Source organism: Brevibacillus laterosporus (assembly GCA_007833815.1).
Lineage (GTDB): Bacteria > Bacillota > Bacilli > Brevibacillales > Brevibacillaceae > Brevibacillus_B > Brevibacillus_B laterosporus_D.
This window is the reverse complement of the sequence record CP033464.1, coordinates 1,679,627-1,696,546: the sequence shown is the minus strand read 5'-3', so window position 1 is coordinate 1,696,546 and position 16,920 is coordinate 1,679,627. Positions and strand designations below refer to the sequence as shown.

Sequence of the window (16,920 nt, the reverse complement as noted above, 5' to 3'; positions counted from 1 at the left end):
CAATCCCTTCTGTGGTTTCTATTCCGTATTAGGTAAACCCTAGCCATTTACCACCCTCATAGACGATAAATGATACTAAGTAGGCAATACACAAACCATATAACACCGAGAACCATGTCCATTTATTAGAACCAGTTTCTTTTTTAATGACAGCTACTGTCGCTAAGCATGGCACATACAAGAGGACAAAAACCATAAAGCTGTATGCGCTCAAAGCAGAGAATTGCGTTTGAATAACGGCTTGTAGAGTATCGTCATCTGGTGCTGCATAAATAATATTCATCGTAGAAACCACTACTTCTTTTGCCAAGAAGCCTGTAATGAGTGCGGCTCCAGCCTGCCAGGTACCAAAGCCCAGCGGTATCATCAGCGGCGCCAAGACGCCACCAACTATTGCAAGAAAACTATCATTCAGCTCTACATCAAGCCCAGCTGGACCGGCGTAGCTCAAGAACCAAATTACAACCGATCCTCCGAAAATAAAGGTCCCTGCTTTACGGATGAAGCCCTTTCCTTTTTCCCACGTGCTTCTAAAAAGCGTGCGACCTTGTGGTATCCGATATGGAGGTAGCTCAATGATAAACATAGAACCTTCATGCTTAAGTACAGTAGAAGAAAATAGTTTGGCTAATAAGAGCGATAAAACAATACCTAATATATAAATGGACAACACAATAATCGCTTGGTTATTCGCGAAGAACGTTCCAACAAACAAACTATAGATTGGTAAACGAGCTGAACATGACATAAGTGGAGTTAACAAAATGGTTAAGAGCCGTTCCTTTGGTTGTTCAATCGAACGTGCCGCCATGACTCCCGGTACGTTACAACCAAAGCCTATAATCATCGGGATAAAAGCTTTCCCATTTAACCCGATCATCTCCATAATTTTATCCATAACCATTGCTACCCGCGCCATATAACCAGAATCCTCGATTAGCGAGATAAGGAAGAACAGTACAAAAATCTGCGGGACAAAGACGAGCACGCCTCCTACCCCGGCAATCACACCGTCTAGCAAAGCCGCTTGTAAGAATCCAGAGACTCCTGCTCCTTCCATAGTAACACGTAGCCAATCAGTAAATGGCCCACCCAGGAAGTCATTAAAGGCATCCGAAATCGGTGCCCCAATCCATTCAAATGTTAATTTAAATGTGAGATACATAAACAATAAAAAGATAGGTAGTCCTAAGAATTTGTGTGTCAGGAAGTCGTCAATTCGATCAGTCCAGGTCTTCTCAACCAGTCTGACTTGTGCTTTACATGTAGAGATTATTTCATTGATGATGGTACTCCGAACCTTGCGTATATATTGCTGGAGCGTCCGGTTTTGGTAGCCATCACTTGTTTTTATGCTTGCTTCTGTTTGCTTGTAAAGCTTCTCTAGCTGTGCGGTAGGCACATATTTTGATAGCAATTCATGCACCAATTGATTGCCTTCTAAGAACTGAAGGGCCAGCCAGCGTTTAGGAGGTAGTTGCTCCATGCCTGCTGGCAATAATTCTTCAAGCAAGGAGATACTCTCCTCCAGTATCACTCCATAATTCACATAGAATGGGCTACTTGGCTGTTGTGCCACTTGCTTAAAACTATCAGCTAGTTGTTGACACCCAATTCCTGTACGGGCAACGATTGGCAAGACGGAACACTGTAGCTTCTCAGCTAGCTTTTTCTCATCAATGACAAAGCCTCTTGCTTTGGCTACATCCATCATATTTAGCCCGATAACCATTGGTGTCCCATATTCCAATAGTTGCAAGGTTAAGTATAGATTGCGCTCTAATTGTGAGGCATCTACGATATTTAAGAGCATGTCTGGGTGCTGATCCAATAAGTATTGAGTCGCCACACCCTCGTCCTTGGACAGAGGATTTAATGAATAGATTCCCGGTAAATCGATCAGGCGACCTTCTTTATTACGGAGCAATCCTACCTTTTTCTCAACAGTTACACCTGGCCAGTTTCCCACGTATTCATATGAACCAGTCAAGATGTTAAATAATGTGGTTTTCCCAGTATTCGGGTTACCTGCAAGAGCAATCGTAATCATTCACACACGACCTTTATCTGTTTGGCTTCATTTCGTCTAATCCCGATAATTTGACCTCCTGCTTCCAATGTATATGGTCCGCCAAACGGCAGGATTTTTTTTATACGTACAATCGTTCCTTCCATAATGTCCAAATCGACTAAGCGACGCCTCACTAGAGCACTCACTTGAGTAATATCTACGATTTGTGCAGAAGTCCCCGCTTTAATATCTGCTAGTACCATTACCTATCACCTCGTCCTTAAAGCTGTGTTTCCTATGAAGCTGAATTACGATCCAAAACGATAATCATTATCAATCTAGTTGTATTATAGTAGACATCTAGTAGATTTAATGTGAATTAAATCACTACATGTAACAGAATTTACTTTCCTAACAAGAAAGACTACTCTTCAGATAAAAGATAAAAGGCAGAATAGATATCTTGAAGGTGGATTTAAAAAAACTAGGCTTTACCAGCACGTAGGAGCTAGCAAACCTAGTTATATGTAGAGGGAAACAAGCTTATGATTTCTCATCCTGCGCATAGCGTTTTTGCAATTTTTCTCGATGAGACTGAAAAATATCCTCTAAGGAAATATCATACTTATTCGCAATGACGATGATGTTACCTAGCACATCGCCTAGCTCTTCTTTTAACTCTTGTTTTCTTTCTATCAATGTTCCTACCTTTTCATCAGGTCGATCTCTACCAATTTCTAAAGCTCTGATTGCTCTTGCTACCTCACCCATTTCTTCTGCAAGAAAACCTATGCGAATAAAGATATCTAGTTCTGACCATCCTCTTTCTTCATAATACTCCTTGACCCATTTCTGAAATTCTACGTTGTTCAATCTAGTACCCTCCTTACCTAAACTATTGCTTACGTTTCTCAAAAAAATTCTATATAATGTTACATGACAATACAACCCTACGTAATTGGTACGAACGAAAATGGAGGTACTTGCATTGAAACGTTTAGCTGTTTATTGTGGTTCAAGTAATGGAGCGTCATCAGCTTATAAAGAAGGGGCTGTCCAATTAGGAAAAGAATTAGCCAGACGAGACATTACGTTAGTTTACGGTGGGGCAAGCGTTGGGATTATGGGCACAGTAGCTGACACAGTTTTAGAAGAGGGCGGTAAGGTAATCGGTGTCATGCCCCAATTGCTGATAGATCGGGAAATCTCTCATCAGCATGTAACGGAGCTTTTAATCGTAGATTCCATGCATGAAAGAAAAGCCAAAATGGCAGATTTAGCAGATGGATTTATTGCGTTACCCGGAGGTCCTGGTACGTTAGAGGAATTTTTCGAGATATTTACATGGGCCCAAATCGGGATCCATCAAAAACCCATAGGTCTTCTCAATATTAATCACTACTATGATCCTCTACTTGCTCTATTTGATCACATGGTAACAGAGCAATTCTTACATGCAAAATACCGTTCTATGAGCATCGTAGATTCAGATGCGAAAGCTTTACTTGATCAGTTTGAATCTTATCAGGCTCCAACTGTTAAAACCTATTAGTTTCGAACCTTTAGTATCGAATCAAATAAAAAAGGGAGGGCTCAATCGCCTTCCCCTCTCCCTATATATTTATTCTTGATTTCCTTCCTACACTGCCTTCTTATTCCACTGTAATCTTCTTCATTACCGTTTCGTGCAGTTGTGGTGTATACACATGGACAGTAACATCGTACGTGCCAGGTTTAGAGAATTTTTGCTTTGCCGCATATACAGCCCTCTCACCCTGCTTGGCTTTAACTAGCTCACGAGTACGTTGCCCCTCCAATTTTAATTCAATATCCACGTACACTTCATCATAATTCTCTAGCCCACCCAATTTAGCAGTTAAAATCGTTTGCTCTCCTACCTTAGGTGGTGCTGGCTCACTACTAAATTCTGCTGTTATATCTGGTTTAGGCCCTCTTGCTCCACACCCAACTAGCGTTAATACGCATAGGCTGAGAATGAAGAGGGAAAGTAGGCTTCTTTTCCTCTTTTCAGGATGTCCCATCACTTTCAACCCTTTCATCCCTTCAGTACTCTTTCGCCGGCAAAGTGTGACTATCTTGGTTTTTTATCCTGCCCTACACGTTGTCCAAATGGAAAGATTTCTGCGAACGCTCCCTGTAAACCGAGAGTTCCATATTTTTGTTGAAAGTGCTCTACACTTCCTTGCTGAACAATGCGTCCTTTTTGTAAAAAGATAGCACGATCACAAGCCAGTTCCGCAATATTAAGCTGATGCGTAGAAAAAATAACGCTACTTCCCTCGCGCTTAATTTGTTGGACCAGTTGCACAAACTCTTCCATCCAATAAGGATCGAGCCCGTTGGTAGGTTCGTCTAGTACTACCAAGGCTGGTTTCGCTAAAATGGCCTGAGCAAACAGCAAGCGTTGTTGCATCCCTTTAGAAAACGTACTGACGCGTTTCTCTTGTACATCCGCAAGGCCTACCAATTCAAGTACTTCTTCGGTACGTGTCACATTAATTTTACGCAAGGAAGCATAGAATTGTAAAGTCTCCCGCGCCGTCAATCCATTGCCAAAATTAAATTGATCGGGCATATAGCCGATTTGATTAGAATACTCGGTGCGGTTTTCCTTCCAGCTCATACCATCTACTGTAATGTGACCTTCGGAAGGTTGCGTAATACCTACGATCATGCGTAAAATAGTACTTTTGCCTGCTCCATTTCCGCCACAAAGTGCCATGATCTCGCCTGCGCCCATCGCCAGTTCAACTGGCTCTACTAACGTTTGCTGTTTGATCCGTTTACTAACACCCTTGATGATCAAACGCTCCTTGTTCAAGGTAACAGCCTTTTGATTTACCCTATCAACTAGGTTATCTACTGCTTCGAGTCCTTTACCCACGGTATCGCCTTCTTTCCCAGGCCAAAATAGCTCCAGCCATCATCAATACCACCCACAGAAGACAAAAAACAGCGAACAAAATTGTACCCATACTGGTCTTTAACCAATCTACCCATTGGTAGTACTCAGGCCCGAAAATAGAACCTCCACCCATTTTGATGACCATAAAAATACGAACCAATTCAGCTGGATTCAATATGGTTAAAATCTGTACCGCAGGCTTAATCGCTTGATATGGCAACCAGCCTAGTACAGAAATCAACAACGTAGGCCATGCTAAAATAAATAAAAACCAGATGCTGACACCCACGGTCAAAGCCTGCCAGCGATTTTGACAAAAGGTACCGATCCAAACCGCGATACCTAAAAACAACAAGATCAATAAGATCGAAAAAAGGAAGAAAAAGAGTAATATCGACAGCGTAAATCCCTTGCCAAATAAGGCTCCCACCAATCCAGATAAGCCGTAACCAAAGCTGATAATCGCTATTAAAACGGCGGCAAGCCCCAGATATTTTCCACCCAAAAAGGCGGACGTAGAGAGCGGATACGTGGAAAGCAACTGCCAACTGCCTTCTTCTTTTTCAGACGTAATAGAAAAGGAGCCGAGTAATAACGTCATCAGCGGTAATAAATATAAGATTAAATTTAGCATAGCTCCTGTCGTATGCGTATAGCCCTCCATATAAGCTTGGGCTTGGATCAACAGGAGAGCTAGACTAAATAGAGAGAACAGGCCCAAGAATGAATAAGCCCACGGATTGCGAAATCCAATCTGTATCTCCCGCTTGGCGATATGGATAGCTTGCATATCAACACTTCCTCTATCTGTAGTCCATCGTGCAAGTGTGCGTTAATACGAGCGCTTTAGTGCCCTGTTCCACTTGCTGGTGTTTCAGTAGATGGAGCAGAACCACCATGATCCCCTGCGTCTTTACTTGCATCGTGTTCCTGTGTTGAATGATCACCTTTGCTTGCATCATGCTGCTGTGTTGAATGATCGCCAGCCTTTTCTCCCTCTTTATGCTCCTTATCGCCATGATGCATCTCTTTCATATTCTTCATTTGTTCCATATTCATTTCCCAATTATGGCTATTGAGCTGTTCAGCTGTCAGAATTTGACCTTTCCCCTGTTCTTTTACATAAGCTTCCGCAGATTGTTTATCTTTAAATGAATAAACTCCATACGCCATTGGTGTTTTAAATTCTTTGTCAAAAGCAAAAGTAGTATCGTTTAGATTCATCCACTCTTTGGTGTGGAAATCACGCACAAATTTAACGTCAATTTTTTCTGTTCCGTTCTTTTTAATCCAAGCAAACAAGTCGCCGATATCATCAAATTTAAGTGCTTTTCCATCTTTTAAAATAATCTCTGTTGCATTATGATCATCAGCAATTTGCATGTTACAGATATCACATTTATCAACGCTTTCATTAATAGCAACTGGTTGTACCGATTGTCCGCCACAACCTGTCATTAAAGCTGAAACCAATGCAATGCTTGCCCAAATCATATGTGTTTTTTTCATTTTGTACGAACCCCCATTAGATAGATAAAATTGATGCTACCTACCAACATAATTAGGCTGGTCACAATGATTACCAGCGAATTAGTTGCAGGTGCTTGGTTTTGTTGATTAATTGGCGCCATCAATGGCTGTGAATCTTGCAGAAATGTACCTGAGTGGTCATCAAACATACTTTCTAAAAACAATAGTCCCGGTGATTGAAAGAAAATTTGGAATGCCTCTACTTGATCTGTTAAAGCAAAGAAAAATGGATTAATGCGGTAGGATAGATCACTTTTGCCATCTCCTTGCAAATCTACACTTTGAGCACTGTCCCAATAATTGGTCTGCAAAAGATTATCTGTACTACCTTGAGCCTCTGCCTGAGTTACGTTTCCAATAAAATGATTGCCTGTAAATGAATTATCTTTTGATTCTTTCAATTGCAAACCGATAAAATTTTGCAATATTTGATTATGTGAAATCTCATTCTTTTCCGCTGATTCTACATAAAGCCCAACACGGTTTCCCTCTACATAATTACGTTCCACTTTTGCCTTTTGTACATCGAACAATAAAATGCCCTGCGAGTTGACGCTTTCATTTTGCTTGGTAAATCGATTATCTGTAACGATTGCATTGTCTGAGCCCATGACCATAGCGCCTGTTACATTTCGGTCCCCTTGATTGTGAGTCAAGGTACCTCCTTCGCTAAACATGAGATGGTAGCCATAACGGGAATCGTAAACCATGTTTTTCTCCACACGGTTGTAGTGACTAGACTCTACATATATCCCATCAAACATATTTTCTACCAGATTCCCCAAAATGGTATTGTTGTTGGACTCTGCTAGGTCAATTCCGTTCCCTTTTTTCCCTGGGCTACGTGTTTCATTTAAGCCAGTAGGAATAGCCTTTCCTGCCAAAAGTCCTTTGATCTTGTTGCCGATGATCTGGTTATGCTCACCCTTACGTAGCTGCAGACCTGTTCCTTTTGTTTCAATAGTGAGCTCTTTTAGTACATTTTCGCTTCCTTCCACTACAAGCGTAGCTGTCTCTGCACCTTGACGCTCATCTAACAAAGTAAGACCAATAAGACTTGCTTTATTAGATTTCAAAGTGACAACGGGAGCATCCCCTTGGCTACGTACAGTTACGGTACCGTCTGCCTCTAAATGAATCGGCTCAGTAATCAGAATAGGTCCACTGTACTCCCCTGCTGGCACTTTGAGGATCGTATCCTGCTGGGCTTGATCAATTAGTCGTTGTAATTCATTCCCCATCTTCTCGGCTTGTGCTGGTTGTGTGATGAAACCACTAGATACCAAACAGGCCAGCATCAGAACCAAGCAAACACTACCTATCCTGAAAGCTGTATGTCGCCGCATAAGTCCCCTCCTTTTTGGGGTATGGTAAGCGCAGTCATGATCCAATCACGCCATTATTATGATAAATATGCCTCTATAACACAACATGACTCGAAAGGGCTAGTAGGGTATATCAAATGTGCTTGTTTTTGTAAACATTTTATAATTTGGACAATATTTACTGATAAGGAAAGGAAATTTGCTAAAAAATAAGCCTGTCTCGGTTTCCCCCAGACAGAGCTTATTTCATAAATGTAAATTATTTCCTTTCCACTGCACGATAAGCAGAATGGCACGTTGGTCCTACATGTTGGTTTAACGGAAATGCTTGGCGAATGGCTTCGGTAATGAAAGCCTTTGCTGTTTTAACAGCTTCTTTCACTTCTGCTCCTTTTGCCAATTCAGCGGTAATCGCAGCTGAATACGTACAGCCTGCGCCATGTGTATAAGTGGTATCGAATTTTTCTGTCTCTAAGATTTCGAAAGACTCTCCATCAAATAGTAGGTCAACTGCTTGACTATCCTCAAGGCGACCGCCGCCTTTGATTAGGACATATTTTGCACCCATTTCGTGGATTTTCTTCGCAGCTGCCTTCATGTCTTCAACCGTATCAATCTTTAGACCACTAAGAAATGCAGCCTCTGGCAAGTTAGGCGTCACTACCATTGCTCTTGGGATTAATTTTTCACGCATCGCTTTAATAGCTTGTTCATCTAATAGAACCGTGTCTTCCCCTTTACAAATCATAACAGGGTCAACAACAACCTTTGTTACGTTATATTCAGCAATTTTGCGGGCAGCGAGTTCAATTACTTCTTTCGTAGCCAACATCCCTGTTTTCAAGGCGTCTACTCCCACATAATGCATCGTTGTTTCCAATTGTGCTTCAATCGCTTCAAGAGGTTGCGGATAAACTAGATGTGCCCAGTTCTCATCCATAGCTACCAACGCTGTAATAGAAGTCATTCCATAGACGTTGCGCTCCTGAAATGTTTTTAGGTCTGCTTGAATTCCTGCTCCACCGCTTGAATCTGAACCCGCGATAGTCAGAGCTTTATGCATAGTCATGTACTTATATCCCCCTTGTACTATTCCTGCTACATACCTGGTAGTATGATTGCTATTCTTCCTATATTGTAAACCTGAAGCCCTCAACATAACAGAATAATTTTTAGAGAAATATACTTTTTGCTCGTCGGTGTTGCCGTAGGTTCCGGCTCTTCCGCTAAAATGAAAAAACTCTCCAGCGCCTTCAAAAAGCGCTAGGAGAGTTTTATTGTTCATCTTATAGTTTAGCAAATTTCATTGTATCGCGAGCAATCATTACCTCTTCGTTTGTCGGGATAATGAAAGCTTTAACTGGAGAATGATCGAAAGTAAGATCTGTCTCTTTACCACGTACGTTGTTTTTGGAACGGTCGAAGTATACACCCATCCACTCCAATTTATCCAATACGCGACCACGAATGATATCACTGTTTTCACCGATACCAGCAGTGAAGATGATTGCATCTACACCGTTCATTTGCATTGCATAAGAACCAATGTAGTTACGGATTTTTTCTACAAAGATTTGTAGAGATAGTTCAGAGCGCTCGTCGTTATTTTCTGCAGCAGACTCGATGTCGCGAAGGTCGCTAGACAAGCCAGATACAGCCAAAAGACCAGACTTTTTGTTTAGTACATCTACCAATTCTTCAACGGTAAGTCCCGTTTTTTGTTGCAGGTAAGGAAGCAATGCTACGTCGATATCACCAGAACGAGTACCCATTGGCAAACCAGCAAGTGGTGTAAAGCCCATGGATGTGTCAATAGATTTACCACGGTAGATAGCAGCCAAGGAAGCTCCATTACCCAAATGGCAACTAATCAAACGTAGTTTTTCTGCTGGGCGATCCAATAATTCAGCCGCACGCTGCATCACATACTTGTGAGAAGTACCGTGGAAACCGTATTTACGGATACCGTACTCTTCATAGTATTCGGTTGGGATACTGTACAGGTATGATTTAGCAGGCATTGTTTGGTGGAAAGCTGTATCAAATACTGCTATCGCTGGCACATTTGGCAGAATCTTTTGGAATGCAGTGATTCCCATGATGTTTGCTGGGTTGTGCAAAGGAGCTAGTTCAGAAAGCTCTTCTAGTCTTGTAATTACTTCAGTTGTTACAAGTACGGAATCTTTGAAGGTTTCGCCACCGTGAACCACACGATGACCAACGCCGTCCAATTCATTAATATCTTTAATCGCCCCTTTTTCTGAATCAGTTAACAGAGCGATTAATTTTTTAACAGCTACTTCATGGTCTTTCAGATTAAGCGTTTCTTTTAGCTTCTCTCCATCGCCTACTTGGAATGAAGACATGGAATCCTCCATGCCAATACGTTCCATTAGACCTTTTGCCAACACACGCTCGGAAGGCATGTCGAATAATTGATATTTCAAAGAGGAGCTACCACAGTTTACGGATAGTACGATTGCCATATGATCACCTTTATCCTATCTTGTTGTTTGTCTTTCGTTGTCTCTCTCGATTAATGAGAAATCTGCATAGGCCGATTTCTTCTCAATCTCTAGTAATCTACTTTAGCATGAATCATCCTATCTGTGAATCTTATCACATGAAATTCAGACTCTTTCAAAAACTATTATTCTTAGTATGTCCAATACTGGACTATCGTACTCAGCGCTCGTTCATCATGGTTGATCGCGTACCTCAGTAATGCTCTTCCCACCACGAAAAGCATGCCCGCTTTTTACTTTCGCACCAAGGGTTTGAAAGCCACATCGTTCATATACTCGCTCTACCTGTTCCGTAATAGGAGAGACGAATAAGATATGAACGCCACATTCCAGCAGATCCCTTTGCATATATACAATCAGGTGACGAATGAGTCCTTTTCCTCTAAAATGTGGTAGGGTGGCAACATTTCCCAACATAACCGTATCCTTATGCAAAATCGTGCAGGCGGTAGATGCAGGTTCCCCAGCTACATACAGAACATAGTGCTGATAGGCAGAATTTTTTCGTTCATTTTCAAAGGCACGTCTGCGTAACTCTGCCCCTCCCATTTCTGGTGCTCCACACATTACTTCGCATGCATCCTGTTCATTTTTCTCCGTCACTTTTTCTATATGAAAGTGTTCGTCTGTTTCTATAGGAATGATTTCTCCCGTCCATACCTGCAAAATATCTTCAAATTCTTCATACAAGAAGCCGTGCTTTTGTACCAATGGAATGAACATTGGGTCGGCTTCCACATTTTTTACATAGAGTCTTGGAATCAGATTTCGTTGTTCGTAAAACGAAATGACCTCAGAAATAACTGTCTCAGGGTGTGCGAGTGGCAATTCAATGTGCGCATGATTAGCATCATAGTAGGTGGGATTCTGTTCATCGCAATACAGAATGCCCCAGTCACGCTCGTAACCAGTCGTTAAGCTATTATATTGGGCTTTTTCTAGCTCAATAAATTGTTTGTGCCAAATGTTCATGGATGCTCCTCCTGATTGATCATCATAGAAAAATTCATATAAAATCTTAGTAATCGAAACATAAGATAAGTAACCATTATGTTCATTATATAAAAATTTTCAAATTATTCTTTACATGCTCTATATCTTTTTAATATTACTATGTATTCCCAAATATTTATCCTCAGATGAGCTCGCCTAGTACCAAGCTCTCTCCTTCTCTACTCCCTTATAAAAATACATTTTCCTTTGTAAAAAACCTTTCTGCTTATTCATAAAATCTTCACCCCAGCTTAACCTCTTCTCCTGACAAGCTCTTTACAATGAAAGCGAAAACGAGCTTTTAACAGGAAAAGGAGCGATTCATCCAATGGAAGTAAATCGTCGTCAGTTTCTAACATTTATTGGAACAGGTACCGCAGCTCTTGCTTCGTTAGCAACGGGAATTCCAGCCCTAGCCAAAGGAGAATCCATTTCTGGAAAAACAGCGGATCATCTATTTGGCTTACAATCTCCTCCTACAGCCTTTCATCCTAAATTCACTCCCATTAAACCTAACACAAAGGATGATGTCATTCTTCCTCAAGGCTTCTCCTATGATGTAATTGCGCTCTATGGTGATAAAATTAACGCTTCCGGTGATACGTTTGGCTTTAATGCCGACTTTAACTGTTTTCTACCAATTGGCGGAAAGGCCGATCATGGCTTGATGTGGACGAACCATGAATATTGCGGAGAGCTAGAATACTATGTAAACGGGTATGACAACCTACACGCTGATCCTAAAAATAATAAACGCACACAGGAACAAATCAGTAAGTATCTGTACGCTCTCGGCGGTTCTGTCACGGAAATAAAAAACGAACATGGCAAATGGAAATTGATCCAAAACTCCAAATATGGCCGTCGTGTCAGTGGATTAACCAAGCATGTAATGACAGGCCCTGCTGCTAGCCTCGCGAAGGAAGTCGTCGGTACGTTTGCTAACTGCTCTGGCGGTGTCACCCTGTGGAATTCGATTTTATCCTGTGAAGAAAATTTTCAAGATGTTGTTACTGACTGTAAACTTGCCGATGAACGACACTATGGCTGGGTAGTGGAGGTTGACCCGTTCGATCCAAGCTCTACTCCTAAAAAACATACGGCACTCGGACGCTTCTCGCATGAAAATACTGCCATGACATTAGCTACTGGTGGGCAATTGGTTGTATATATGGGCGATGATGCTACTGATCAATATGTGTATAAATATGTATCTAAGGGCAAGTATGATGCGGCTAAAGGCAAGGCGAACAGCAAGCTGTTGGAAGAGGGCACGCTGTATGTGGCAAACTTTGCAAAAGGTAAATGGGTTGCTCTCGATTACAACAAGACAGAATCCTTGCAAAAAGCTATGGACAAAGAGAATAAACCGCAATTTACTTCCCAAGCAGATGTATTGATCAATTGCCGTATCGCAGCAAAAGTAGCTGGAGGAACACCAATGGATCGTCCTGAAGATGTAGAGGTTCATCCAATCGACGGCTCCATCTTTATCTCCTTAACTAATAATAAAAATCATAGCAACTTCTACGGTCATATCATGCGCATGTTTGAAAAGGATAACAATCATGCAGGTGTGGAATTTGATTTTGAGATTTTTGCTTCGGGTGGTCCACAAAGCGGTTTTGCCGCTCCAGATAACATGGCCTTTGATAGCGCGGGTAATCTGTGGGTCGTAACAGACATCTCCTCTGGGTCCATGAATGCAGGTATCTACCGTTCCTTTGGTAATAATGGTGTCTATTTTATTCCGACTTCAGGTGAGCATAAAGGTGTAGCTAGCCAATTTGCTTCAGCTCCAATCGGTGCAGAAATGACAGGACCTTGGTTTACACCCGATGAAAAAACGCTATTTTTGTCTGTTCAGCATCCCGGTGAAAATTTAGAAGCTTATGATAAGCCAACCAGTCACTGGCCGCGTGGAGCATCTTCTCTTGCCTTGCCAGGAGTAATTGCTGTTCATGGATTTTAAAAAACCATTGTTTATAGGAAAGGAGGAAACATCCACATGCTATCATCTATTGGTATTCCAGGACTGATCCTGATTCTAATTATTGCCTTGGTTATCTTTGGACCAAGCAAGCTACCTGAGATTGGTCGTGCATTTGGACGTACCTTGAGTGAGTTTAAAACAGCTGCCAAGGATTTAACCAAAGACGATGAACCAGACAAACCTGCGGAAGCAGCTAAGCCGCCTGTGGAAGCAGCAAAAAAAGAAGTTTCCTAATTGGTTCTTTCGAATAAAGTTGAAAGAGGTAGAAATTCGTTGAACCCTTCCAACACTCCAAGCAATATCATTGATCATCTGAGCGACATGCGAAAGCGGATTATTATTGTCATTGCTTCATTTTTACTTAGCTTTATTGTCTGCTTTCTATATGTAGATTTTATCTATCAGTTCCTCACCAATCGTTCTGGAGAAAAGTTAACAATCTTGGGCCCTACCGATGTACTAAACATTTATATGAAACTATCTGCTTGGGCCGCAGTCGCGATTACGATTCCGATTGCTGCCTTTCAGATATGGAAGTTTGTTATCCCAGCCTTAACCACAAGGGAACGACAGGTAGCATTGATGTATATTCCTGCTCTGTTTCTGTTGTTTATTATTGGAGCAACGTTTGCCTATTTTGTATTGTTTCCGATGGTGTACAAGTTCGTGCTAGGACTGTCCAACAATAACTTTCAGCTAATGATTACGGCAAGCGACTACTTCAGCTTTATGCTCGCTTTTTGTCTGCCCTTCTCGGTACTGTTCGAGCTTCCATTATTGGTGCTGTTTTTGAGCCATTTGGGCATTGTAAATCCGCATCGTCTAACAAAATTACGCAAGCCCGCTTATTTTGTACTATCGATCATTTCTATCTCAGTGACCCCACCAGATATCATATCGGATATCTTAGTGATTGTGCCATTGATTGGGTTGTATGAATTAAGTATAGGGATTTCTAGGATGGTTTATCGTAAGAAGATCGAGAGAGAGCAGATTACGCTGGGATAGTCGATATTGTAAAAAGAGGCGGTCTTTCTCCGATAGAAATTCGGAATAAGACCGCCTCATATGCTATATTTGCTCTCTACCGATTATCCACTTTTTCCGGATACATATCATGATTCATCATGCGATGCTCAGCCATCTCTTCATATTTAGTGCCTGGCTTCCCGTAATTACAATATGGATCAATCGAAATTCCACCACGTGGGGTGAATTTACCCCATACCTCGATGTATCTTGGTTCCATTAGCTTGATTAAATCATTCATAATAATATTCATGCAATCCTCATGGAAATCACCATGATTACGGAAGCTGAACAAATATAGTTTTAATGATTTACTCTCTACCATTTTCTGATCAGGAATATAACTAATATAAATGGTAGCAAAATCAGGCTGTCCCGTCATTGGACATAGACTCGTAAATTCAGGGCAGTTAAATTTCACCCAGTAGTCACGATACGGATGCTTATTATCAAAAACCTCTAGAACATCTGGGTTATATTCATAATGATACGCTGTCTGTTGATTTCCAAGCAGCGTTAAATCTTTTAATTGTGGGTTTGTTGATTGGTTTATATGGGACATATCTCTGGCTCCTTAGCTCTCATTTTCGGATGTGCAAGGCAAAACGTTGCGCAAATGTTGTTATACGCCCCGTTTATTGCCCCACAACAGGGTGTGAAGTTGCGGTAGCACTTTGGCGTTGTTAAACTCTTTGGTCATAGCCACTTTGTCTACTAACCATTCCAGTGATTGTAGTAATCGATCGCGCAAGCCTTCTCGATCGCTTGCGATGTCAGCTAATTCCACATTCCCTACCTGCAAATAAAATGGTACCTGTGGATAGCGCTGATGTAACTCTTTTGCGTACTGGAAATCCTCTTCGTCAAACACAACTACCTTGATGCTAACCTGTTGATTAGTTGGTTTAATAGAATGGTTAGTTAGCTTGGCAACAATCTCATCCAGTCGACTCATATTGGTCGTCATACCGGAGCTCGGTGGTTTCGGAGACAAGGTGATATCATCCACCTCAGCTAACCACTCCTGCCACTTGCTACCCTGGGTTTCCACACCAATGCGAATCTGTTGTGAATGTAGCAACTGGATTAGTTCTCCAAGTGGAGCGAGCAATAACGGATTGCCTCCAGAGATCGTGACATGCGAGAAGCAGTCCCCGCCAAGTTTCTGTAGCTGATGCCAAATTTCTTCTGCCGTCATCATGTTGATTTGCTCTTTAGCAGAGCCATCCCACGTAAAAGCAGAGTCACACCAACTGCAACGATAGTCACAGCCCGCCGTACGTACAAACATGGTTTTTTGACCAATGACCATTCCTTCACCTTGAATCGTAGGACCGAAAATTTCCAACACAGGAATGTTACTCATTGTACATCCACTCCCGACGCATTTCGGCATAGCTAGTTGGTGTCTCGAATAGCCGAACAAATTCCACACGCACGCCCTGTTCCTGATAAATAGAGCTTTTGGTAAGAGACTCTTCCATTTTTTCAAAAATCCACGCTACCATATTTTCCGCTGTGGTATTCATTTGTGGTAACGTTTCATTTAAATAACGATGATCTAAATAAACCTCGATTTGTTCTTTCCAGATGGTTTTAATGTCTCCAAAATCAACGGTAATCCCGATTTCATTTGGACGACCACTAATGCCAAACACTACCTTATAGGTGTGCCCATGTAAATTCTTACATTTGCCTTCGTAGGCATGCAAATGATGGGCGGCATCAAAGGTGAATTCCTTACTTACCAGCACTCGCTTTTGATGGTAACGAAGCTCCCCTTTTTGGATGTCCTGTTCAAATCGTTGCAAGCGGTCGACAATGCGAAAATCATAGAAGTTTCCCATTATGTGCTCGCTCCTCCTCATATGCTTTGAGCCCTGCCGCACGCAACTGGCAGGCTGGACATTCACCACATCCATCACCAATCACCCCGTTGTAACAGGTCAGTGTTTTTTCGCGAACGTACTCAAACGCTCCCAGTTCATCAGATAGCTTCCACGTTTGCGCTTTGTTTAACCACATGAGTGGGGTATGGATCACAAATGGATAATCCATTGCCAACTGCAAGGTTACATTGAGCGATTTGATAAAGGAATCCCGACAGTCTGGGTAGCCGCTAAAATCGGTTTCGCAAACACCAGTGATGATATGACGAGCACCGATTTGCTTGGCATAGACCGCTGCGAATGACAAAAAGAGCAGATTGCGTCCATCCACACATGTATTGGGGATTTCGCCTTCTACCTGTTCAATCTGTACATCATTGCGTGTCAATGCATTAGGAGCCAATTGGTTCAACAGACTCATGTCCATGATGGTCTGCTTTACACCTTGTTCTTTGGCAATTTTCTGTGCACATTCAATTTCCTGTTTGTGACGCTGACCGTAATCAAATGTGACTACTTCCACCTCACCAAACTGTTTTTGTGCCCAAAATAAACACGTCGTGCTATCTTGGCCACCACTAAATACAACCACCGCTTTGTCTTTTTTCATGTCGCTTCATCCCTTTCGTGTTCTTGAAGAATAATCTTCAAGGGTCTACGAAGAAAGAGCGTTCTTGAACTGTCATATGAAACTTGTCC

Annotated in this window: 19 protein-coding genes; 4 read left to right on the top strand and 15 right to left on the bottom strand. The window is 41.8% G+C overall.

The features are described from left to right. Positions 1 to 28: 28 nt before the first annotated feature. The 3 genes from feoB to EEL30_09615 form a co-directional block, all read right to left on the bottom strand. Positions 29 to 2,050, bottom strand: coding sequence for a ferrous iron transport protein B (gene feoB, locus EEL30_09625; GenBank protein ID QDX92559.1), 2,022 nt, complete (start codon positions 2,048 to 2,050; stop codon positions 29 to 31). Further along, positions 2,047 to 2,274: a ferrous iron transport protein A gene (locus EEL30_09620; GenBank protein ID QDX92558.1), complete on the bottom strand. Its 228-nt coding sequence runs from the start codon at positions 2,272 to 2,274 to the stop codon at positions 2,047 to 2,049. Before EEL30_09620 ends, feoB begins: the two co-directional genes overlap by 4 nt. Positions 2,275 to 2,554: 280 nt before the next feature. Continuing rightward, positions 2,555 to 2,884: a hypothetical protein gene (locus EEL30_09615; protein ID QDX92557.1), complete on the bottom strand. Its 330-nt coding sequence runs from the start codon at positions 2,882 to 2,884 to the stop codon at positions 2,555 to 2,557. Positions 2,885 to 2,999: 115 nt separating this feature from the next. Here EEL30_09615 and EEL30_09610 point away from each other — a divergent pair, with 115 nt between their 5' ends. Continuing rightward, the gene (locus tag EEL30_09610; protein ID QDX92556.1) at positions 3,000 to 3,563 is read left to right on the top strand and encodes a TIGR00730 family Rossman fold protein; all 564 of its coding nucleotides are present in this window, start codon (positions 3,000 to 3,002) and stop codon (positions 3,561 to 3,563) included. Between the two features lie 100 nt (positions 3,564 to 3,663). Here the strand turns inward: EEL30_09610 and EEL30_09605 are convergent, their stop codons facing one another. From EEL30_09605 to EEL30_09570, 8 genes are all read right to left on the bottom strand, one after another. Then, positions 3,664 to 4,053 carry a hypothetical protein gene (locus EEL30_09605; GenBank protein ID QDX95720.1) on the bottom strand — a complete coding sequence of 130 codons (390 nt, stop codon included), beginning with the start codon at positions 4,051 to 4,053 and terminating at the stop codon, positions 3,664 to 3,666. Between the two features lie 50 nt (positions 4,054 to 4,103). Further along, positions 4,104 to 4,853, bottom strand: coding sequence for an ABC transporter ATP-binding protein (locus tag EEL30_09600; GenBank protein ID QDX95719.1), 750 nt, complete (start codon positions 4,851 to 4,853; stop codon positions 4,104 to 4,106). Positions 4,854 to 4,908: 55 nt separating this feature from the next. Next, positions 4,909 to 5,727, bottom strand: a complete 819-nt coding sequence (locus EEL30_09595) for an ABC transporter permease (GenBank protein ID QDX92555.1) — start codon at positions 5,725 to 5,727, stop codon at positions 4,909 to 4,911. A gap of 56 nt (positions 5,728 to 5,783) precedes the next feature. Next, complete coding sequence (locus EEL30_09590; GenBank protein QDX92554.1) at positions 5,784 to 6,446, bottom strand: nitrous-oxide reductase; 663 nt, start codon at positions 6,444 to 6,446, stop codon at positions 5,784 to 5,786. Beyond that, a complete protein-coding gene (locus EEL30_09585; protein ID QDX92553.1) occupies positions 6,443 to 7,813 on the bottom strand; it encodes a copper-binding protein in 1,371 nt (456 codons plus the stop codon). The genes EEL30_09590 and EEL30_09585 overlap by 4 nt, the downstream gene beginning before the upstream one ends. Positions 7,814 to 8,051: 238 nt before the next feature. Then, positions 8,052 to 8,861: a bifunctional hydroxymethylpyrimidine kinase/phosphomethylpyrimidine kinase gene (gene pdxK / locus EEL30_09580; GenBank protein ID QDX95718.1), complete on the bottom strand. Its 810-nt coding sequence runs from the start codon at positions 8,859 to 8,861 to the stop codon at positions 8,052 to 8,054. 217 nt (positions 8,862 to 9,078) lie between these two features. Beyond that, the gene (locus EEL30_09575; protein ID QDX92552.1) at positions 9,079 to 10,278 is read right to left on the bottom strand and encodes an acetate kinase; all 1,200 of its coding nucleotides are present in this window, start codon (positions 10,276 to 10,278) and stop codon (positions 9,079 to 9,081) included. Positions 10,279 to 10,491: 213 nt separating this feature from the next. After that, entirely contained in the window at positions 10,492 to 11,289 is a 798-nt protein-coding gene (locus tag EEL30_09570) for a GNAT family N-acetyltransferase (GenBank protein QDX92551.1), read from the bottom strand. A 349-nt stretch (positions 11,290 to 11,638) separates the two neighbouring features. Here EEL30_09570 and EEL30_09565 point away from each other — a divergent pair, with 349 nt between their 5' ends. The 3 genes from EEL30_09565 to tatC are packed head-to-tail and all read left to right on the top strand — an operon-like array spanning position 11,639 to position 14,311. Continuing rightward, positions 11,639 to 13,282 (top strand): DUF839 domain-containing protein, encoded by a 1,644-nt coding sequence (locus EEL30_09565; GenBank protein ID QDX92550.1) that lies wholly within the window; start codon positions 11,639 to 11,641, stop codon positions 13,280 to 13,282. Between the two features lie 36 nt (positions 13,283 to 13,318). Next, a complete protein-coding gene (gene tatA / locus EEL30_09560; protein ID QDX92549.1) occupies positions 13,319 to 13,537 on the top strand; it encodes a twin-arginine translocase TatA/TatE family subunit in 219 nt (72 codons plus the stop codon). Positions 13,538 to 13,576: 39 nt separating this feature from the next. Continuing rightward, the gene (tatC, locus tag EEL30_09555; GenBank protein QDX92548.1) at positions 13,577 to 14,311 is read left to right on the top strand and encodes a twin-arginine translocase subunit TatC; all 735 of its coding nucleotides are present in this window, start codon (positions 13,577 to 13,579) and stop codon (positions 14,309 to 14,311) included. Between the two features lie 76 nt (positions 14,312 to 14,387). Here the strand turns inward: tatC and queF are convergent, their stop codons facing one another. The 4 genes from queF to queC are packed head-to-tail and all read right to left on the bottom strand — an operon-like array spanning position 14,388 to position 16,831. Beyond that, entirely contained in the window at positions 14,388 to 14,894 is a 507-nt protein-coding gene (queF, locus tag EEL30_09550) for an NADPH-dependent 7-cyano-7-deazaguanine reductase QueF (protein ID QDX92547.1), read from the bottom strand. Between the two features lie 60 nt (positions 14,895 to 14,954). Then, positions 14,955 to 15,698 carry a 7-carboxy-7-deazaguanine synthase QueE gene (queE, locus tag EEL30_09545; GenBank protein QDX92546.1) on the bottom strand — a complete coding sequence of 248 codons (744 nt, stop codon included), beginning with the start codon at positions 15,696 to 15,698 and terminating at the stop codon, positions 14,955 to 14,957. Further along, complete coding sequence (gene queD / locus EEL30_09540) at positions 15,691 to 16,179, bottom strand: 6-carboxytetrahydropterin synthase QueD (protein QDX92545.1); 489 nt, start codon at positions 16,177 to 16,179, stop codon at positions 15,691 to 15,693. Before queD ends, queE begins: the two co-directional genes overlap by 8 nt. After that, the gene (queC, locus tag EEL30_09535; GenBank protein QDX92544.1) at positions 16,163 to 16,831 is read right to left on the bottom strand and encodes a 7-cyano-7-deazaguanine synthase QueC; all 669 of its coding nucleotides are present in this window, start codon (positions 16,829 to 16,831) and stop codon (positions 16,163 to 16,165) included. Before queC ends, queD begins: the two co-directional genes overlap by 17 nt. Positions 16,832 to 16,920 lie beyond the last annotated feature (89 nt).